This window comes from Companilactobacillus halodurans, from assembly GCF_009600995.1.
GTDB classification, from domain to species: Bacteria; Bacillota; Bacilli; order Lactobacillales; family Lactobacillaceae; genus Companilactobacillus; species Companilactobacillus halodurans.
The window spans coordinates 1-21,242 of the sequence record NZ_VDFO01000024.1 but is presented as its reverse complement, the minus strand read 5'-3'; the positions used below and the strand labels follow the sequence as shown (position 1 = coordinate 21,242).

The 21,242-nt window shown below is 36.4% G+C and carries 18 protein-coding genes; 14 read left to right on the top strand and 4 right to left on the bottom strand.

Annotation, left to right across the window (positions count from 1 at the left end; translation table 11 throughout):
* Positions 1–220: 220 nt before the first annotated feature.
* A complete protein-coding gene (gene dnaN, locus FHL05_RS07345) occupies positions 221–1,357 on the bottom strand; it encodes a DNA polymerase III subunit beta (RefSeq protein ID WP_153386097.1) in 1,137 nt (378 codons plus the stop codon).
* Between the two features lie 157 nt (positions 1,358–1,514).
* Positions 1,515–2,891 carry a chromosomal replication initiator protein DnaA gene (dnaA, locus tag FHL05_RS07340; protein WP_153386099.1) on the bottom strand — a complete coding sequence of 459 codons (1,377 nt, stop codon included), beginning with the start codon at positions 2,889–2,891 and terminating at the stop codon, positions 1,515–1,517.
* Between the two features lie 505 nt (positions 2,892–3,396).
* Between dnaA and rpmH the strand changes: the two genes are divergently transcribed.
* From rpmH to FHL05_RS07275, 13 genes are all read left to right on the top strand, one after another.
* Positions 3,397–3,537, top strand: a complete 141-nt coding sequence (rpmH, locus tag FHL05_RS07335) for a 50S ribosomal protein L34 (protein WP_025085419.1) — start codon at positions 3,397–3,399, stop codon at positions 3,535–3,537.
* A gap of 67 nt (positions 3,538–3,604) precedes the next feature.
* On the top strand, positions 3,605–3,946 hold the full coding sequence (rnpA, locus tag FHL05_RS07330) for a ribonuclease P protein component (protein WP_153386101.1): 342 nt from the start codon (positions 3,605–3,607) through the stop codon (positions 3,944–3,946).
* Between the two features lie 32 nt (positions 3,947–3,978).
* Positions 3,979–4,821, top strand: a complete 843-nt coding sequence (yidC, locus tag FHL05_RS07325) for a membrane protein insertase YidC (protein ID WP_162000248.1) — start codon at positions 3,979–3,981, stop codon at positions 4,819–4,821.
* A 141-nt stretch (positions 4,822–4,962) separates the two neighbouring features.
* Positions 4,963–6,351: a tRNA uridine-5-carboxymethylaminomethyl(34) synthesis GTPase MnmE gene (gene mnmE, locus FHL05_RS07320; protein WP_153386103.1), complete on the top strand. Its 1,389-nt coding sequence runs from the start codon at positions 4,963–4,965 to the stop codon at positions 6,349–6,351.
* 19 nt (positions 6,352–6,370) lie between these two features.
* Positions 6,371–8,281 (top strand): tRNA uridine-5-carboxymethylaminomethyl(34) synthesis enzyme MnmG, encoded by a 1,911-nt coding sequence (mnmG, locus tag FHL05_RS07315; RefSeq protein ID WP_153386105.1) that lies wholly within the window; start codon positions 6,371–6,373, stop codon positions 8,279–8,281.
* Between the two features lie 447 nt (positions 8,282–8,728).
* Entirely contained in the window at positions 8,729–9,565 is an 837-nt protein-coding gene (locus FHL05_RS07310; protein WP_420360966.1) for an ABC transporter permease, read from the top strand.
* The gene (locus tag FHL05_RS07305) at positions 9,543–10,331 is read left to right on the top strand and encodes an ABC transporter permease (protein WP_153386107.1); all 789 of its coding nucleotides are present in this window, start codon (positions 9,543–9,545) and stop codon (positions 10,329–10,331) included. Before FHL05_RS07310 ends, FHL05_RS07305 begins: the two co-directional genes overlap by 23 nt.
* Before the next feature lie 10 nt (positions 10,332–10,341).
* Entirely contained in the window at positions 10,342–11,343 is a 1,002-nt protein-coding gene (locus FHL05_RS07300; RefSeq protein ID WP_153522375.1) for an ABC transporter ATP-binding protein, read from the top strand.
* A 12-nt stretch (positions 11,344–11,355) separates the two neighbouring features.
* A complete protein-coding gene (locus FHL05_RS07295) occupies positions 11,356–12,420 on the top strand; it encodes an ABC transporter substrate-binding protein (protein WP_153386111.1) in 1,065 nt (354 codons plus the stop codon).
* A 24-nt stretch (positions 12,421–12,444) separates the two neighbouring features.
* The gene (locus FHL05_RS07290) at positions 12,445–14,118 is read left to right on the top strand and encodes an adenine deaminase C-terminal domain-containing protein (protein WP_153522373.1); all 1,674 of its coding nucleotides are present in this window, start codon (positions 12,445–12,447) and stop codon (positions 14,116–14,118) included.
* A 177-nt stretch (positions 14,119–14,295) separates the two neighbouring features.
* Positions 14,296–15,369, top strand: a complete 1,074-nt coding sequence (locus FHL05_RS07285; protein WP_153522371.1) for a S66 family peptidase — start codon at positions 14,296–14,298, stop codon at positions 15,367–15,369.
* Positions 15,370–15,531: 162 nt separating this feature from the next.
* Positions 15,532–18,066: an excinuclease ABC subunit UvrA gene (locus FHL05_RS07280; RefSeq protein ID WP_153386117.1), complete on the top strand. Its 2,535-nt coding sequence runs from the start codon at positions 15,532–15,534 to the stop codon at positions 18,064–18,066.
* Between the two features lie 14 nt (positions 18,067–18,080).
* Positions 18,081–18,989 carry a Gfo/Idh/MocA family oxidoreductase gene (locus FHL05_RS07275; RefSeq protein ID WP_162000247.1) on the top strand — a complete coding sequence of 303 codons (909 nt, stop codon included), beginning with the start codon at positions 18,081–18,083 and terminating at the stop codon, positions 18,987–18,989.
* A 385-nt stretch (positions 18,990–19,374) separates the two neighbouring features.
* On the opposite strand, the gene lacB is transcribed toward FHL05_RS07275, so the two are convergent.
* Both lacB and lacA read right to left on the bottom strand, forming a co-directional pair.
* Positions 19,375–19,968: a galactose-6-phosphate isomerase subunit LacB gene (gene lacB / locus FHL05_RS07270; protein ID WP_153386119.1), complete on the bottom strand. Its 594-nt coding sequence runs from the start codon at positions 19,966–19,968 to the stop codon at positions 19,375–19,377.
* 2 nt (positions 19,969–19,970) lie between these two features.
* Complete coding sequence (gene lacA, locus FHL05_RS07265) at positions 19,971–20,399, bottom strand: galactose-6-phosphate isomerase subunit LacA (protein WP_153522369.1); 429 nt, start codon at positions 20,397–20,399, stop codon at positions 19,971–19,973.
* A gap of 185 nt (positions 20,400–20,584) precedes the next feature.
* Here lacA and FHL05_RS07260 point away from each other — a divergent pair, with 185 nt between their 5' ends.
* Positions 20,585–21,058 carry an Rrf2 family transcriptional regulator gene (locus FHL05_RS07260; protein ID WP_162000246.1) on the top strand — a complete coding sequence of 158 codons (474 nt, stop codon included), beginning with the start codon at positions 20,585–20,587 and terminating at the stop codon, positions 21,056–21,058.
* Positions 21,059–21,242 lie beyond the last annotated feature (184 nt).

Sequence of the window (21,242 nt, the reverse complement as noted above, 5' to 3'; positions counted from 1 at the left end):
AGATTTATCCATTAATGACATACCAATATTATAGTTGTTTTCACAATAAAAGACAACTTAGAACGAAATATCAGGCGATATGAGCAATTTTTTAAATAAGGAGTATCTACCCACTAAAATTACTAGAAAAAAGTCCCATCGCTTATCTATTGCTTTTAAATCTATGAAGTCAAAAAAAATAGACCGAACCGAAAGTTCAGTCTATTTTGGTAAATTCACATTAAAAAGTACGTACTGGAGTGATAAGTTGAACGAAATTATCACGATCTTCGACTGGTCTTAAAGTGAATGGGTGCAATGGTGATGTAAAGCTCATTTCAATTGTCGTGTTGCTTCCAAAAGAACGTAAAGCATCTTTTAGATAATCAGGATTGAATGAAATTTCCAAGTCATCGCCCTCGAGACTGTCAAAATCTAAGACTTCTTCAACGGTACCAACTTCAGGAGAGTTTCCGTAAAGAGTAGCTTTTTTGTCGACAGCTTTGATTTCTAATTTAATAACGTTATTTCGACTTTCATGAGAAAGAAGCGAAGCACGTTCGACTGAAGCTAATAATTTTGATGAATCAAATGTTAAAAGCGTGTTCGATTCGTCAGGGATTAGACGATCAGTTTCAGGATATCTTCCATCAAGCAAGCGTGAATAGAACATAATATTGTCAAAGCTGAATAAAACTTGATTTTCAGAAATAGACATTGAAATTTCCTTAACTGAATCATCAATTGTTCTGACAAGTTCTGTCAAACTTTTACCAGGAATGATTAGATTGTAGTCTTCATCGCTTGTGATATTGATTTTTCTTTGTGAAAGACGGTGACTATCAGTCGCAACTGCAGTCAAACCTTCACTAGTAATCAAGAAATTAACACCAGTTAAAACTGGACGACTTTCTTGCGTTGAAACAGCGATAACTGTTTGATTGACAACTTCTTTAAAAACATCAGTTGGCAAAACTAATTGGTTATCAGTTTCAACATCTGGCAAGTGTGGATAATTAACGGCATCTAATCCGTTGATAGTAAATTCTGAAACTCCAGATTTGATTAAAGTTTGATTATTGTCTAAAACTTCGAGTTCAAAATTATCTCCAGGAAGTTTTTTAATAATTTCGTTAAAGAATCTAGCTGGTAAAACAATTGAACCGATGCTATCGATTTTTAAGTCATTGTCTGAATCATCTTTAGAAATAAATGATGTGATAGAGATATCAGAATTACTTCCAGTGATCGTTAGACCTGTTTCTGAAAGGTCTAATTTCATGCCTGTCAAAATTGGAATAGTTGTCTTCGTGGAAATTGCTCTTTGAACGTTACTTGTTTGATTTATGAATTTTGATCGATCAATAGAAAATTTCATAGGTAACTCCTTTTTTAATTAATTAATATAAAGATAGAAGTAGTAGTAGGGACTGTTAAAACTGTGGAAAAGTATCAGAAGACTAATTGTCTAGTGAAAAATCCTTGTTATTAACAGCTGTGGATAACTTTGGGAAAACTCAAAAGTTATAAACATGTTAATTTCTGAGGTCGTCTTTCAATTCGTTGACAGAACGTTTTACGTCCTCATCTTTTATGACTAACTCGGATATTTTATCACATGAATGCATAACAGTCGTATGATCTTTTCCGCCAAATTCCATACCAATTTGTGGAAGTGATCGATCTGTTAGTTCTCGGCTCAAATACATTGCAATTTGTCGAGGTAAGACAATATTTTTAACACGCTTCTTCCCTTTTAAATCCTGAACGGAAACGTGATAATATTTGGCAACTTTAGTTTGAATCTTCGCAACTGAAAGACCTTTTTTGTCATTAGAGAGTTTGAATACTTTCAAAGCATCAGCAGCAACTGACTTAGTAATATCAGTATTTTTAGTCGTTGAATAAGCTTGAACGCGAATCAATGCGCCCTCAAGCTCACGGACATTCGTATCGACTTGGGCTGCGATGTAAGACAAAGTATCATTTGGAATTTCAAGATGTTCTGCTTTGGCTTTGTTACGCAAAATTGCAATTCGAGTTTCTAAATCAGGAGCAGTGATGTCAGCTGACAAACCACTGGTAAATCTAGAAACCAATCTGGCCTGTAATTTAGGGATTTCGTTAGGTAAACGATCAGAAGTCATGACGATCTGCTTACCATTTTCATATAGTTCATTAAAAGTATGGAAAAATTCTTCTTGAGTTCCCTCTTTTTCAGCGAAAAATTGAATATCATCTATTAATAGTAGATCGACGTTTCGATATTCCTGTCTGAAATCGTCTTGGGTCCTCATTTGAATTGAATTGATAAAGTCATTAGCAAAAGTTTCGCTTGTAACGTATTTAACTTTTGCCAGTGGGTCTAGTTTGATCATTTGATGTCCAATTGCTTGCATTAAATGAGTCTTTCCAAGACCTACGCCACCGTAGATAAAAAGTGGATTGTATACTCCACCTGGATCTTCTGCCGCAGCAAGGGCTGCAGCATGTGCCATTTGATTACCGCTACCAACAATAAAAGAAGCAAAAGTGTATTTTGGATTCAGATGCGAATTATGAAATACATGCTTTGGCTGAGCTGATTCTTGAGCAGGTTCAATGTGAGGAGCAACTTTTTGCTCCTCTTTTTTTGCGCTGTCTTCATCGTTTTCTATTATTGGGTTAAGTTCAATCCCATTTAATTCATATGAGTAAATAGCAATTTTTTCCGTGTAATTTCTTTCCCAATAATCTTTATGTAGTTTTGTTGGGACAGAAATGTAAATGTTATTTCCATCTATATATAAGGGATTAGCACTTTCAACCCAAGTTGAGTAACTCACAGAAGTTAATTGAGATCTTAGTTTGTTTGTAAAATAGTCCCAAAATTCAATTAGTTTTGGATCAGTTGAGTTACTTATATTTGGCAATTATTTCCCCCCAATCTTGGTTGTGGATAATTTTTTTCCTAAAATGACATTCTATAGTTTATCATTCTATTAAATAGTTTTCCACAGAACACATGTTTAAATTTGAAGAAATAACAACAGGTATTTACTAAATGCACAACCCTGTGGAAAATATATAAGCTGAAAAGTTGTTAACACAGTTATGCACAATCCACAGGCTAAGAAAGTACCTATTTTCAGCTGTTACAAAGAAAAAACAAGATTTGAACAAACCTTGTGGAAAACTAAATCACAGCCAAATTAACAGATGGAAAAGTTTATTTACTGTCCTGTGGAAAAAATAAGTTATCACAATCGTCCACTTTTTATCCACAATAGAAATTGCGAAAAACTTTTTAAAATAATTAATGTTTATTTGACATTTATAGGAAATTAGCTGTTTAAAAAATTGCCATAACATGATATTATAGTTAAGCAATTGTCTGAAGAAGTGAATAATTTAATATAAGAGTCAGGAGGTTTATTGATGACTACAAAGAGAACATATCAACCAAAGAAGCGTCATCGTGAACGCGTCCATGGTTTCATGAAAAGAATGAGTACAAGTAATGGTCGCAAGGTTCTAGCAAGACGTCGCAAAAAAGGTAGAAAAGTATTATCAGCTTAGTTTTGAAGGATCACTGAACATTTTGGTGGTCTTTTTTTATTACAAAACAAGGGTAGTCTGGTGACATATGAGAAAAAGTTATCGCATAAAAAAAGAAAATGAGTTTCAATATGTCTATTCCAACGGTAATTCTGTCGCAAATCGTAATTTCGTTTTGTATAAGATGCCTAAGAAAGATCAAAAACATTTTAGAGTTGGTCTTTCCGTTGGAAAGAAAGTTTCGCATACGGCTGTGGGGCGTAATCGGATTAAAAGATACGTTCGCCAATCACTTTTGGAATTGAAGCCGGAAATTCCTGCTGAGTTAGATTTCTTAATTATTGCAAGAAAACCAGCGGTCGATTTAGATATGTTTGAAACGAAAAAAAATATTGTACATTTATTGAAATTAGGTAAAGTATTAAATTAGGGTAGAAAAATTTTAACTAAATAGGTGTAAAAGTGAATAAAAAAAGCTTAAAGAAATACGTAGGTATCGCACTGTTACTGAGTGTTGTCTTGGTTCTAGCTGGATGTTCAAACCTAAACGAGCCAATTACTAGTCATAGTACTGGTTTCTGGGATCACTATGTTATATATAGTTTTTCGAGATTCATTCTTTGGTTAGCTTCATTAGTTGGCAATAGTTATGGTTGGGCCATTGTATTCTTTACGTTGATCGTAAGAATTATTTTGTTGCCACTGAACTGGCTCCAGATTAGAAGCATGAATAAGCAAATGAAGATTCAACCTCAAATGCAGGCTCTTCAAAAGAAATATTCAGCTAAAGATGTCGATACACAACAAAAATTACGTGAAGAGACACAAAAACTATATAGTGAAGCTGGAGTTAATCCGGTAGCGGGCTGTTTGCCATTGGTAATTCAATTGCCAGTTATGTTCGCTTTGTATCAAGCTATCTATAAAACAACGCAATTGCGTAATGGTAGTTTCTTATGGATGGAGCTAGGAAAAGCTGATCCATATTACATTATGGCTGTGTTAGCGGCTGTATTTACTTTCTTGAGTACATACATTTCAAGTTACTCACAACCAACGCAAAATTCGACAACCAAGATTATGACATGGGTCATGCCAATCTTTATTTTCGTTCCAGCTTTGACATTCCCATCTGCCATCACTATTTACTGGGTTGTTACTAATGCGTTCCAAGTTCTTCAGACATTGGCTTTCCAAAATCCGTTCAAGTATCGTCGTGAAAAGAGAGAAGCTGAAGAAGCAGAGCGCGAGAAAAAACGTCGACTTAGAAAAGCTAAGAAACGTATCTATAAAAATCGTAAATGATTGACAATTGATAAAAATCTGGTTAAGATGTTTTAGAAATTGCTCATAGTATATAAATAGAAAAGTAGTCAAGGTGCTTTTCCGTCAAACAGGCGGATTATGCACTTTTTTTATGCTCAAAAATAGGAAGGGAGCTTTATTATGCCAAGTGCAGTAACAGAATATGACACAATAGCAGCCATTTCGACGCCTCCTGGGGAAGGTGCCATCTCAATCGTCAGAATGTCAGGAGACCAAGCGGTTGAAGTTGCTAAAAAGGTCTTTAAAGGACGTGACTTAAGTAAAGTTCAAAGTCACACCATAAATTATGGCCACATAATCGATCCTAGTAATGGTCAATTAGTTGATGAAGTTATGGTCTCAGTTATGCGTGCCCCAAAGACTTTCACACGTGAGGATATCATCGAAATAAATACCCATGGGGGTATAGTTGCGACTAATAAAGTACTGCAATTATTACTTGGTTACGGTGCCAGAATGGCTGAACCAGGCGAATTTACCAAACGGGCCTTTTTAAATGGTCGTATCGATTTGACGCAAGCTGAATCTGTTATGGATTTGATTCGTGCTAAAACTGATAAAGCAATGCAAGTAGCTGTCAATCAATTGGATGGTAATTTGCATCATTTGATTTCTAACTTACGTCAAGAAATCTTGGATTCTTTGGCTCAAGTTGAAGTTAATATCGATTATCCAGAATATGATACTGACCAAATGACGACCAAGATGTTGTTGGAAAAAGCTAAAACAGTTGGCAAGAGTATTGATAGTCTCTTGAAAACAGCTGATAGCGGCGAAATTTTGCAACATGGTCTGGCCACGGCAATCGTCGGTAAACCTAACGTTGGTAAATCAAGTTTGTTGAATCGTCTTTTGGATGAAGATAAAGCTATTGTTACTGATGTTGCTGGAACCACTAGGGATGTCGTCGAACAATACGTCAATATCGATGGCGTACCTTTGAAATTGATCGATACAGCTGGAATTCGTGATACACAAGATAAAGTCGAAAAAATCGGTGTCGAACGTTCTCGTCAAGCACTAAAAGGTGCTGACCTAGTTATTGTGGTTTTAGATTCTAGTCGGGAACTTGAAGAAGACGATAAAGAATTATTAGATGCGACAAATGACAAGAAACGAATCATTATCTTTAATAAGAACGATTTGATTCCGGTCATTTCACCAGAATCAGTAGTTCAATTGAAGCCTGATGACACGATTTTGAAGACATCAGCAATTAAAAATGATGGTATTGAAACAATCAAGCAAACCATCAGCAAAATATTCAACGCCGGAATTGAAGATAATAGCAACAACGTGATTATCACTAGTGCTCGTCAAGCAGGCTTGCTTCGTAAAGCCAAAAATAGCTTGAATGACGTTATTTCCGGTATCCAAGCAGGAATGCCTATTGATTTAGTTCAAATCGATATGACAGCTTGCTGGGACACTCTCGGGGAAATTACTGGTGAGAGTTATCAAGATGAATTGATCACGCAACTATTCTCACAATTCTGTTTAGGAAAATAAAATATAGGTGAAAAGATAGATGGAAGTTAAAGAATTTGATTCAGAAACTTATGACGTCATCGTCGTAGGTGCTGGCCATGCTGGTTCAGAGGCGGCCTTAGCTGCTGCTAGAATGGGCCAAAAGACCCTTTTAATTACAATTAATTTGGATATGGTAGCTTTCATGCCATGTAATCCTTCAGTTGGTGGACCTGCTAAAGGAATCGTTGTCCGTGAAATCGATGCTTTAGGTGGCGAAATGGGCCGAAACATTGATAAGACTTATATCCAAATGAGAATGCTCAATACTGGTAAGGGACCTGCCGTTCGTGCTTTACGTGCCCAAGCTGATAAGAACATGTACCACCGTGTTATGAAAGATGTTTTGGAAAATGAAGATAACTTAACTCTTCGCCAAGGTATTGCTGAAAAATTGATTGTTGAAGATGGCGTCTGCAAAGGTATTGTTACTGCTACTGGAGCTAGATATCACGCTAAAACAGTTGTTTTGACAGCCGGAACTTCATCACGAGGCAAGATTATTATTGGTGAATTAACTTATTCATCAGGTCCAAACAACAGTATCCCTTCAATCAAGTTGTCAGAAGATCTTGAAAAGCACGGTTTCAAGTTGACTCGTTTCAAGACTGGTACGCCTCCACGTGTTAACAAGAATACAATTGATTTTGACCAAACAATCGAACAACCAGGTGATAAGGAGCCTAATCATTTCTCCTTTGAAACACCTGATTCTAGTTATTTGCAACATCAAATCTCTTGTTGGATGACATATACCAATGCTGATACTCACAAGATCATTCGTGAAAACTTGAATCGTGCTCCAATGTTTTCTGGCGTTATCAAGGGTGTTGGTCCTAGATACTGTCCTTCAATCGAAGATAAGATTGTTCGTTTTGCTGATAAGCCAAGACACCAAATCTTCTTGGAACCAGAAGGCAAGGATACTCAAGAGTATTATGTTGGTGATTTCTCAACATCTATGCCTGAAGAAGTTCAATTGAAGATGATTCATTCAGTTGCTGGTTTGCAAAATGCTAAGTTGATGCGTCCTGGCTATGCCATTGAATACGACGTTATCGAACCATGGCAGTTGAAGTTGAATTTGGAAACTAAGGTTGTTAAGAACCTCTTTACAGCTGGACAAATGAACGGAACTTCTGGTTATGAAGAGGCTGCTGGCCAAGGTATTATGGCTGGTATCAATGCAGCTCTTCGTGCTCAAGGAAAAGACCCATTCATTTTGCACCGTAATGAAGCTTATATCGGCGTCTTAATCGATGATTTAGTAACTAAGGGAACTAACGAACCATACCGTTTGTTGACGAGTCGTGCTGAATATCGTTTGATTTTACGTCACGATAATGCTGACCTTCGTTTAACAGATTATGGCTATAAATTAGGTCTCATCAGTGACGAACGTTACCAAGCCTTTAATGAAAAGCGTGATACGATCAAAAAGGAATTGGATCGCTTAGCCCACAAGATGATTACGCCTAAGATGGCCTTGCCATTCTTGAAAGCTCACGGTTTGAAGCCATTAAAAGATGGCGTCTTAGCTGACCACTTCTTGAGAAGACCAGAACTTCACTATTCAGATATCGTTGATATGGTAGGAGAAGCTGATTACCCAGTTGATAGACGAGTTGCTGAACAAGTTGAAATTGCAACTAAGTATGCTGGATATATCAAGAAGGAACAAATGAGAATCGATCGATTGAAGAAGATGGAAGCAAAGGTTATTCCTGATCGAATCGACTACACAAAGGTCGACAGTTTGGCAACTGAGGCCGTTCAAAAATTAAGCAAAATCAATCCGCACACGATTGCTCAAGCAAGTCGTATCAGTGGTGTAAATCCAGCTGATATTGGTATTTTGAGTGTTTATATCGAACAAGGAAAGATTGCTAAATTGCCTGAAACAAGTAAGTAAAAAAAAGCAAGACAGAACATGTTCATCTTTCGAAAATTAAGATAAATAGCTTCTGGTAATTGTATTTTGATTACCAGGAGCTATTTTTGTTTATGCTGCAAGTTTAGGAGAAAGAATGGTTATGTCTCCAACTTCTTTTTGCGTCTTTATTTATCGGTTGATAAATTAACAGCATTTATCGTTATAACGTTACAAAAACAATATAAATCGGGTGTACGATTTGTAAATCGAAATAATATTTTTCTAATTTCATATAAATCAAGAGGTTTAGACAAATGTTGAATTACAAGTATTTTTTCTAACATAAGTAGTAGCAATAAAAAAATGTTTATTTTAAAATCCTAATCAATTTTATAAATTACGAACTATTATCGAAAACGATATTGACATCGTTCGTAATTTAATGGTAATTTGTCATTATCAATTGATTAGAAAGGTTGAGCACTTTTGAAGAAATTTGCTACTTTACTCTTATTACCCGGCTTATTGATAATCATAATATTATTGATATATCCAGTATTAAGAATGTTTGTACCGACGTTTACTGATGGCCGTTCGCTGTTTAGTAATTATCAATTATTTTTTTCCAGTCAAAATAATATCCAAGTTATTTTCCGAACATTATTCATTGCTGTAGTGACAACATTGATAACTCTCGGGTTGGGATTACCAACGGCTTATTGGATTTCAAGATTAAATGGCAGTTGGCGAAAAGTCGTTAGTATCATCGTATTATTTCCAATTTTGACCAATGCTGTCGTGAGAAATTTTGCTTGGATTATGATTTTGGGCAAAAACGGCGTTATCAATAATTTCCTCATGAAATTGCATATCATCAGCAGTCCTTTGACGCTCTTGTATACCAATTTGGCAATTATTGTTGGTGCAGTTTACTTATTCTTGCCCATCATGATTACATCTCTAGTCAGTTCTTTTAGCCAATTGAATTACGAAGTTGAAGAAGCTGCAGAGGTTTTGGGTGCAAGACCAATGATTGTTTTCTTTAAGGTGATTTTACCGCAAGTTTCAATCGGTATTTTTACAGGATCGATTCTGGTTTTCGTTGGAGCACTAACAGCTTATACGACGCCTCAATTGCTCGGTGGAAATAAAAATATGGTTCTAGCAACATTGCTGCAACAACAGTCTATTACTTTAGGAAATTGGACTAGTGCGAGTGTGATTGCAATTGTCTTAACCGTTATAGCGGTAGTGACGATGTTGATTCTAAATGGATTATCTAAATTGATTGATCGGAGGAATGGTCTTGAAATTAAAAATTAGGTTTTCTTCCGTGGTCGGGTTCCTAGTTTTACTATTGCTGATTTTGCCACTAGTTATTGTCGTGGTGACATCTTTTGGAACGGAACCGGCTATCTCATTTCCCATTAAGGGTTTTACTTTTGAGTGGTATCACAATGTTTTCCAACAACCGGATTTTGTCGATGGAATGAAGATGAGTTTCATCGTTGCTATCTTGGCATCGGGAATTGCTTTAATAGTGGGAATTCCAGCGGTTTATGCGTTGACTAGATTTCAGATTCATCGTAAGAATTGGTTCCAACATATTTTCTTAAGTCCAGCGTTGATACCGGAAATCGTTATTGGCTTCGCACTTTACCAAACTTTAGTAATTAGTTTTGGTTGGCCGTTATTCATCAGTTTGTTGATTGGTCATTTTCTCTTGTGCATGCCTTATGTGATTCGGCTTTTAACTGCCGGCATGATGGATTTAGACAAGCGGATTGAAGAGGCTGCTTGGATGGTTGGCTATAACAAAGTTATAACTTTCTTTAAAGTCGTCATTCCAAACATTAAGCAAAGCATTATGGCAGCATTTATTCTTTCGTTTATCACTTCTTTTAACAATATCCCCATCACGCTATTCATGAATGGTCCGTCATTGAGTATGTTGCCAACTTCAATTTTGAATTACCTGGAAAATAATTATGATCCAACAGTTTCAGCGGTCTCGGTTATTTTAATGATAATTACTGGCGCTTTAATGATGATTGCTGAAAAGTACTTAGGATTGAACAAATTAACTTAGGAGACAAATTTTGGCACAAATTAAAATATCAGATCTATCGCTTTCATATCAAAAAAATAAACAAGTTTTGAAAAACCTTTCATTAGAAATAAAAGATGTCGAATTGCTATCGATTTTAGGACCCAGCGGTTGCGGTAAAACGACGATGTTGCGTCTAATCTCGGGGTTATTGCCAATGCAAACAGGTTCAATCAAAGTTTCAGATAAAGATATTTCCAAAGTGCCCGTTTATAAGAGAAATTTTGGCATGGTCTTTCAAAGTTACGCATTATTTCCTCATATGACCATTTTTCAAAATGTTGCTTTTGGACTAAAACGTAAAAAGTTATCTAAAGCTGAAATTTCTGAAAAGACTTTGAGTATTTTACAAACGACCGGATTAGCTGAATTAAAAGATCGGATGCCAAATGAGTTATCTGGTGGCCAACAGCAACGTGTTTCTCTAGCTCGTGCTTTGGCTATTAATCCAGATGTGCTTTTATTAGATGAACCTTTGAGCAATTTGGATGCGAAGCTAAGAATTGAAATGCGTGAAGAAATCAGTCGCTTGCAAAAAAAGCTTAGTATGACAACGATTTTTGTTACTCACGATCAAGAGGAATGTTTTGCAATTTCTGATCGTGTCGCCGTTATGAATCAAGGCAAAATCGAGCAACTGGATACACCACAGACGATTTACCAACACCCAAGAACTAAATTCGTTGCTGAATTCATCGGTTACGAAAACTTTATTCCTAAAAAATGGGCTCAAGAAAATAATTGGAACTATAACGATGTGATTGCGGGGACTTATCTAACAATCAGACCGGAGAACATTACTTTAGGACAGGGTGAGAATAGTCTTTTAGGAAAGGTCATCGCTAAAAACTTCCTAGGTAACTATTACCAATATATTGTTGAAACGCCTTTGGGACGTATGAAAATCGATACTGAAAACGATCAGTATGTCAACGACTCACAAATAGCTTTAAATTTTGAAAAATCATCATTAATTGAATTGGAAGATAAATAGGGGATTAACATCATGAAGAAACAATCAAAAATTTTAATGACCGTTACAGCACTCTTAATCATGTTTTTGGTAGCCGGTTGTAGCGGTAAAAAAGAAAGCAAAAACCTAACTGTTTCAACTTTTGGGTTAGCTACTAAACAAATGACTAGAGATGTTCTTAAACCATTTGGCAAAGACAACAATCTAACCGTTAAGAGTCAATTTGGAGACAGTTCTTCGAGATTTACGCAAGTTTCTCATAATCCAAATTCTGGCATCGATGTGATTGAATTGGCTCAAAATAATGCTGTTGCTGGAAATAATAAAAATGTTTTCAAGAAAATCGATTTTAGCAAGCTCAAGAATTTCAAATATTTAACTAAAGATCAACAAAAATTAGCTAAGGATACTAACAGTGTTCCATACACGGTCAACAGTATTGGTATCATCTACAATCCTAAAAAGACTGGCAAGATTACTTCGTGGGATCAACTTTGGGATAAAGCATTAGAAGGAAAGATTGCTATTCCAGATATTGCAACAACCTTTGGACCAGCAATGGTCTATCTAGCCAATCAACACGCTTTAAACGAAGAACAACCTTCTAATACTTTGCAAAATGGCAAGATTGATCAAGACAAAGCTTTCAAAGCTTTGAAAGAACTCAAACCTAATGTTGTTAAAACTTATTCTAAGTCTTCTGATTTAGCTAATATGTTCAAATCAGGCGAAATCGATGCAGCTGTAGTTGGCGACTTTGCGGTCGGTATGATTAAAAATGCTGCTCCAGATGTTGAATATGTAGTTCCACAAGCTGGTACATATGCCAATTACGATACAGCCTCAATTTTGAAGAATAGCAAGAATACTGATGCTGCTTATAAGTATCTTGATTACCGTATCAGTAAGCAGTCACAAACAAAGGTTGCAGGATCAAACTCTTTGAACAATGCACCAGTCAATAGTTCAGTAACTCTAAGTGACCCACAATATATGACTTACGGTGATACAGCTAAACGTGCTAAGATGCTTGATTTCAACTACGTCAACAAACAATTGCCAACTTGGATTAAGCTTTGGAACAAGACAATGAACTAAAAATTGAACTAAGAGGAAGTAAAAATGCGAGTAGATTTGCTAATTAATAATGGTCAGGTTTTTAATACTTTTTCACAAGAATTTGAAAAAAAAGCTATCGCAATAAAAGACGGTAAAATTTTGATGGTTGGTCCTAATTTGGACTTCTCGGCCGATAAAATTATCGACGCTAAGAATGAATACATCATTCCTGGATTAGTTGATTCACATATGCATATTGAAAGTTCAATGACTGATCCGGCTAATTTTGGAAACGAAGCTGTAAAATTTGGAACGACCACAGTGATTGCTGATGCGCATGAGATTTCAAATGTCGCTGGGATTGCTGGTTTAAAAGAATTTATGGCTCAAAAGAGCGTGATTGATGTTTTCTATGCTTTACCTTCATCAGTTCCATCCACTAAGCCTGAAATGGAGACTACTGGGGGAATTATCGGTTTAGAAGAAGTAAAAGAGCTGCTCAAGAATCCTAAAATCGTCTGTTTAGGCGAGGCCATGAATTTCAAAGGAATCGTATCGCAACCTGATTCTTTGATTAGACAAATAATCGACCTTTGTAAAAAAATGCGTCCTACGATGCCACTTGAAGGCCACTGTCCACAATATTCTGGCTTAGATTTGGCTAAATTTGCTGGTAGTGGCATTACTTCCGATCACACTTTCCAGACTCCAGAAAGCATCATCGAGCGAATCAACGATGGGATGTTCATTCAATTTCAAAATAAGTCTTTATCAAAAGAAAATATGCAAACTATCGTTAAGAATAATCTTTATGAATATGCCGGCTTCGTGACTGATGATGTGATGGCTGACGATTTAGTCAACGGCCATTTGAATTTGATTGTTAAAAGAGCCATATCATTGGGGATGCCAGTGCGCAAAGCAATTTATATGGCAACGTACACTCCAGCAAGACGGATGTCGTTAAATGATCGTGGCGCGATTGCTCCAGGACGAGTGGCTGATTTGATCTTTCTAAATGATTTGGATAATTTTGAAATTGATCGAGTCTTTAAAAATGGTCAAAGTGTTTCTGATTTGCCAACTTTAAAACCTAATTTTTCAAAAGCATTGCAGCATTCAGTTATTGCTAAGCGACTTGGAAAAGAAGACTTGTTACTGAAAAGTTCTCAACAATCTGTCACTGCAAATGTCATTGTTTTAAACGAAAAAGGTACTTTTACCACTTCAAAAAAATTCGAATTGCCTGTTGTCGATGGTGTCATTGATTGGCAAACTAGTGGCTTAGCGTTGTTAATGGTTCAAGAACGCTATGGAAAAAATGGCAATATCAGTTTTGCTCTAGTTAAGAGTGCCATTGACAAAAAAGGTGCTATTGGGGCAACTTGGGCGCATGACCACCATAACTTGATGGTTTTAGGCACCGATATTGATTCGATCTTAAAAGTTCAACATCAAATATTGGATGAACAAGGTGGCTATGTCGTCGTCAATAACGGCGTTATAGTGGCTGATGCACCTTTAAAAATCGGTGGTATCATCAGTGAAAAGCCAATCGAACAATTGGCATTGGAGCTCAAGCAAGTTCGTTTAGAAATGCAAAATCTTGGATACCGTAACTTTAATGAGATTATGTCATTTTCGACGATTTCATTACTTGTTTCACCAGAATTAAAAATATCAGACAAAGGGATGTTCGACGTTAAGACACAGGAACACATTCCATTATTTGATTAAATAAAGATAACTATAAAAGAAAAAGCAGTGCCAATTCATTTTGAATTGGCACTGCTTTTTTTTGTTATCAGATGATAAACGAAGCCACTTAACCGTTATAACGGCTAAAATCGTGTGGCAATTCTCAATGATAAGAATTATAATCGAAGACAATTTATAGTTGGAGGGGTGTTCTTAATGATTAAATCTAAAGCGTTAAAAAAAGGTGATAAAGTCGCTATTGTCAGTCTGTCAGCTGGGACATTAGGCGAAGCTTTTGCTAAACATGAATTGGAAAAAGGGAAAGAAAGATTAGCGGAATTTGGACTCACTCCAGTTTTTATGCCCAATAGTCTAAAAGGCGTTGAGTATTTGAAGAATCATCCGGAAAAAAGAGCTGATGACCTAAAAAAAGCTTTTAGCGATAAAGAAATCAAAGGAATTTTCTCGGCTATTGGCGGCAATGATACTTATCGTTTAGCACCATATTTACTAGATGATGCCGAATTCGTTAAAAACGTTCAAGAACATCCTAAAATATTTAGCGGTTTTTCTGATACCACCGTTGACCACTTGATGCTCTACCAATTGGGATTGACGACTTATTATGGTCCCAACTTTTTAAATGACTGGGCAGAATTAGGACCAGAATTATTGCCCTATACTAAAAACACCTTGCAACATTACTTTGAGAATCCCAAAAGAACTGAAATAAAAACTAGTCCTGTTTGGTATGAAGAAAGAACTGATTTTTCGACTAAAGCTATTGATAAAACTAGAATAAGCCACAAAGAAACCAAAGGATTTCAAGTCCTTAGAGGATCAGGAATTGTTTCAGGAACCTTGTTAGGAGGGTGTCTAGATAGTCTTAATAGTTTAATCACTGATCGTTATTTTGCAGATGAACCAAAAGTAAATCAAAAATATCACCTTTTGCCAGAAGCTAAAGACTTTCAAGGAAAAATTTTATTCCTTGAAACTAGTGAAGAGAAGCCATCACCCGATCTTTATAGAGAAATGTTAGAACATCTTAAGCAAAAAGGTATTTTAGAAAGTGTTTCTGCGATTATTACCGGAAAACCTCAAGATGAAGTCTACTATGAAGAGTATTGCCAAATACTAAAAGAGGTCACTGAAGATTTACAAACGCCATTGATGACTAATTTAAACTTTGGACATGCTTATCCTAGAACAGCATTGCCATATGGATTAAAAGCCGAAGTTGATTTAGATAAGAATAGCTTAACGATAGTAGAACCTTATTTTGCATAAATAAAAGAACTAAGCCGATTTAATTGGCCTAGTTCTTTTTATCGAGTGATAAATCAAACTATAATGGCGTTATGATTCATAAGTGCAATCCCAATGAAATCAAGGCTTTGAATGTTATAATCAAGCCATTGGAATGAATTGATAAGGTGAGAGGGGAAATTTATGACAATCAGACATAGGAATTATATTCCGGAAAATATTGAAGTCATCGGTGCCAAAGCTAATAACCTCAAAAATATCGATGTGAAGATACCATTGAATTCATTTGTAGCTATCACTGGTGTTTCAGGTTCGGGGAAGTCATCTTTAGCAATGGATACGATTTACGCTGAAGGAGCTAGAAAGTATCTCAATGCTTTATCGACCTATACTCGCAGAAGAATCACGCAAATGGGTCGTTCCGATGTAAAGAACATCAAAAATCTGCCATCAACGATTGCATTGAGACAACGTCCAGTTGTTCCGGGCGTTCGTTCAACCGTTGGAACTATGACGGAAAGTCTAAATATATTGAGACTAATGTTTTCAAGATTGGCTTCAGTCGTTTGTCCCAATGGTCATCGATTAAAACCAACGTTAAAAATATCTGAAGTGATGGATCTGCCATCTTCAGATGAAAAAATGGGCATGATGACTTGTCCTGTCTGCCAAGTAAAATTTATGGCTTTCAGTGCAGAAGATTTTGCCTTCAATTCTGATGGAGCTTGCCCAAGATGTGAGGGAACAGGTTTCTTAAAAGAAATTGAAATCGATAAGATTATCCCTGACAAAAGTTTAACGATTGATGAAGGTGCGGTTCGTTCATGGGGATTGCCTGGTCGGACCTTGCAAAAGGATATCATCAAAGAGCTTGGCGTTAGGACAAATGTTCCATTTAAAGATTTAACCGATAAAGAAAAAGATATTGTCATAAATGGCAAAGAACAAAAAAAGGAAGTTTTGGTCCCAACTAAGACGGGACGTTCCTTTAGATTGAATGCCCTTTATGAAAATGCTATTACTGCCGTAAAAAATAGTTTGAAGAGTACTAAGAATGAAACTACCTTGAAACGTTTGGAAAGATTCTATTCAGAAAAAATTTGTCCTGATTGTCTCGGCAGTCGCTTCAATCCAAAATTGTTCACTAATGAATTAGTCGGCAAGAACATCGCCCAAGTCAGTCAATTTACTATTTCACAACTTCAAGACTTCTGCGATGAGATTATGTCATGGTTGCCAGAAGATATGCAAAAATTAGGAAAAAATTTGACCCATGAATTATTGGATCTCTTGTCACCCATAGTTGATTTAGGCTTAAATTATTTATCCATTTCACGAGCCGGTAATACCTTATCAACTGGTGAATTGCAACGGATTCAATTGGCTCGAACGATTCGCAATCAAATGACTGGCGTTTTGTACGTTCTAGACGAACCCAGTGTCGGATTGCATCCAGCAAATGTGGATGGCTTGATTAAAATTTTGCGTGAATTAGTTAAACTAGGCAATTCATTGATTGTGGTTGACCATGATACTAGCATCATTGCGGCAGCTGATTATGTGATTGAAATCGGACCCGATTCTGGTAATGACGGTGGACGTGTTATAACACAAGGAACGGTTGAACAAATTAAAGAAAATCAGAATTCTGTGATTGAACCTTATTTGACTGGGACAGCGCAAATAATCAAGCATCAGCAACAAAAACCTTTTGAACATGGGGCAATTACGATTGAAGTTGGCGACCGATACAATATCCATGATATGACGGCTAAATTCAGCAAGGAATCGCTCAATGTGGTTTCAGGGATGTCTGGTTCTGGAAAAACTACTTTGATTTTTGACAGTCTCTTGCCAGCTTTGAATGACCAAATTGAGGGTGAAAATTTACCTGATTTCGTTAAATCAATTGATGCGGCGGGAATTAAAAATATCGTTAAGGTGGATTCAGTTCCAATTGGTAAAAATGTTCGTTCAACGGTTGGGACTTATACGAAGATTTTGGATCGTTTGCGCAAGATTTTTTCTGAGACCCCAGCGGCTAAAGCCAAAAAATTTACGCCAACTTACTTCTCATACAACAATAAGCAGGGTGCATGCCCAAATTGCGGAGGAACAGGTGTAATTACCTTGGATATCCAATACTTGCCTGATATGGTACAAATTTGCCCTGTCTGCCATGGTAATCGTTATAAGAAAGAAATTCTTGATATCACTTGGCATGGCAAAAATATCGCTGAAATATTGGATATGTCAGTCAAAGAAGCAGTTGAATTTTTCCACGACGTGCCACGAATTAAAAGCATTCTTGACGTCTTGGTCAGCATCGGTTTGAGTTATCTCAAATTAGGTGAGAGTACGCCGACCTTATCTGGTGGTGAAGCTCAGCGGTTGAAGTTAGTAACTTATATGAAACGCAGTCAAAAAAATCAACTCTTCGTTTTCGATGAACCAAGCGTCGGTTTGCATCCAAGGGATGTTTCAGTGTTAATGGATGTCTTCAATAAATTGTTGAAAAATCATGCTACGATCATCGTTATTGAACACGATTTAGATATTATTGCCAATGCCGACTATATCAACGATTTGGGTCCCGAAGGCGGGGTCAATGGTGGTAAAATTGTAGCAACGGGTAATCCGAAAACGGTTGCAGAAAATCCAGACAGTTTGACTGGAAAATATCTCAAAGACCATTTGGAATTATTTGATGAAAACTAATTGGAGTTGATAATGTGGAAAAAATTGGCGTGATGGGACTTGGAAATATTGCTCAAAAAGCTTATTTACCAGTAATGGCGACCTTACAAAATGAGTATGAATGGCATTTAACGACTAGAAATGAAGCTAAAGGTAAGAAATTGGAGCGGATGTACGGCTTCAAACATTTTCACCAGACTTTAGAAGAATTGATAGCAGAAAAACCGTTGGCAGTCTTCGTTCATACGCCAACGCAGACGCATTTTAAAATCATTAAGCAATTATTGGAAAATGGTATCAATGTTTATGTTGATAAACCGGTGTCTGAAGACTTATCGCAGGTAGAATCTTTATACGATTTAGCAGCGAAAAATAATTTGCTTTTGACATGTGGCTTCAATCGTAGATTCGCACCATTTAATCAAGAATTAAAGCAAATTGAAGATAAGCGGACAATCGTATCTGAAAAGATTCGTGAAAAAGCAATTCAGCCAACAGCCTTTGCAATCTTTGATTTGATGATTCATTCAGTTGATACAGCAGTTTATTTGATGGATGAAAAAATTGCACACGTTGATAACTTTTTGGTAACTGATGATGGAAATTTGCAACAGGGCTATATCACTTTACGAGGTCAAAAATCTCAAGCTCAAATCATTACCAACATGATAGGTGGCAGCAATTTGGAGTTATCGACTGTCCAAGGAATTAGGACCAGAGAGGAAGTAACCAATCTTAATTTGTTGGATACTTTTCAAACTGGCTCTAAAACTCAAACTGCTCGTCCTGATTGGGAAAATACTTTGGTTACTAGAGGATTTGATCCAATTATCAGAGCATTTCTCAAAGCCGTCTCTGAAAAGGGAGACAATCCCGTTTCACCAGATTCTTCAATCCTGAGTCACAAATTATGTTATGACTTGGTCAAAACAATTCAAAATTAATTAATTAGTACCTTTTACTATATGTGGTGGCAAACGCTTGTCTTTATACAAGATGTTCCATGTGAAACAAGTTTGTTGAAGCCTTGTCAGAGTAAGAGTTGCCAATTCAACTTATTGAAAACGGATACTAAAAGCAATTATTTCAATTAATAAAATTGACTTATGAAGGCAAAACATGCGATACTATCAAACGGTGCCAAACCGAGTTAAGGGTACGTGGTTGGCGCGCAAGCGTTTGGAAAATCACCGCACCTTACCACAGAAGAGTCCTGCAGACATGTAGGGCTCTTTTTTTATTATTCATATTTAAATATAAGAAAAGCTCTTAGTTTGAATTTATGTTCAAACTAAGAGCTTTATTTTTATAAAAAGTATTTAATTTTTATTAATCGTGATAAACTCCTTGAGCCCACTTCTTATTTTCACTATCAAAGAAGTCAGGGTTATCAGTTTGATCTGGATTAGGAGTGGCGATTTGATCGATTCTCTTAATGAGATCTTTGTTAGTATCGCTTGGTTGATACTTAGCATTTAAGTAATAATCAACGATATCGAAGACGAAGTCACGTCCAAGAACAATTCCAGCAAAGGCCAAAACATTGGCATTTAATTGTTCCTTAGCATAAACAGCTTGGGCAATATTGCCAACGATAGCACAGCGGATACCGTCATTTTTATCAGCGGCTGTTCCAATACCAATCCCAGTACCGCATAGCACAATAGCGCAATCAGCTCTGCCATCATTAACTGCATCAGCGGCACGTTTGCCGTACATTGGATAGTGAGTTCTTGTGTGATCATAAGTACCGACATCTAAGACCCGATAGCCTTCAGACTTCAAATGGTCGGAAATCAACATTTTCAAATCAGTGACAATGTGGTCATTGGCTAAAGCAACAATTGTATGCTTGTCGATTTTTGGATCGACATATTCAGGTTGAGCTCTATCTTCATCATATTCATATTTATCAGTTGCCATAATTAAATCATCTCCTCAAGCATGTTTAGACGAACTTGGTGTCTACCTGCAGCATATTCAGTCTTTAAGTAACGATTAATAATTGACATGGCCAATTCAGGTCCGACAATACCGGAACCTAAAGCAATAGCTTTAGCACCATTGTGTAAGGCTGTCATATGTCCGGTACGCTCCTCTTCAACGTTAGCTGTAACCATACCCTTAACTTTGTTAGAAGCCATGGTACTGCCGACACCGTATTTATCAAACATAATTGCTTTTTTGATACCGCTTTCTAGAACCTTATGAGTAACTGCCAATGAAGATTCAATAAAGTCCTTGGCTGGGGTAGTTGAGAGATCAACAATCTCATAACCTTGCTCAGTCAAATTCTTTTTAACAAATTCTTTGAGTTCAAAACCATCTTTATCTGATCCTAAAACAACTTGCATATTACTTCCTCTTTTCTATTTGATGTTATTCTCAGATTAGTTGGAAGACTCCTCTTCATCTCCTTATGAATGCTTTCTAATCAAGATAGTGCATGCTAAAATTAGCATGATAAAAATGTTAGAATCATTTAGGGATACCAGGTGTCCCTAATATCGATAGTAGTTTCGTTAAGAAGGTGTGTCAAGTGAAAATCTCATCAGGTTGGGAGCAATCAATTTATGTTTTATTAATCTTATCGCGCTTGCCAAAGGGCAAACATATAAATTCTTTAGCCTTAAGTCAACGATTGCACGTTTCTCATTCCTATCTAAAAAAGACTATCAAGGCTTTGGTAAGAGAAGGCCTAGTCAAATCCGCTACTGGAAAATCAGGTGGCTTTTCTTTAGCTGTGCCTTTAGCGGAAATTGATTTTTATAAAATATTTAAAGCTATCGAAGGTCCTGAAAAAGTTTTTGCCAGCCAACATTTACTCGTTAAATTTTTAAATAAAGATAAAGCTAAACTCGAGCCTTGTGCTGTCAGTACGGCGATGAACAATCTCGAAGATACTTTGATTACGACAATGAATAGCATGACTTTGAATACGATGATGGAACAAATTCAAGAAAATTATGATGTTGAGGATTTAGAGCGTTGGATTCAGACGGTTGCTAAATAACAATTTCAAAAAAAATCTCACTTAGAATTGTAAGTAAATTACATTCTAAGTGAGATTTTTGGTTCTAAACTTTCTGGTGTTGATGAATAAATCAACGCCAGTTTTTTATTCTCTTTTAGATAAAAAAAGAACATCACTGTTCTCGTGTTAAGATTTAAGCAACCAAACCAAATCAAACAGGAGT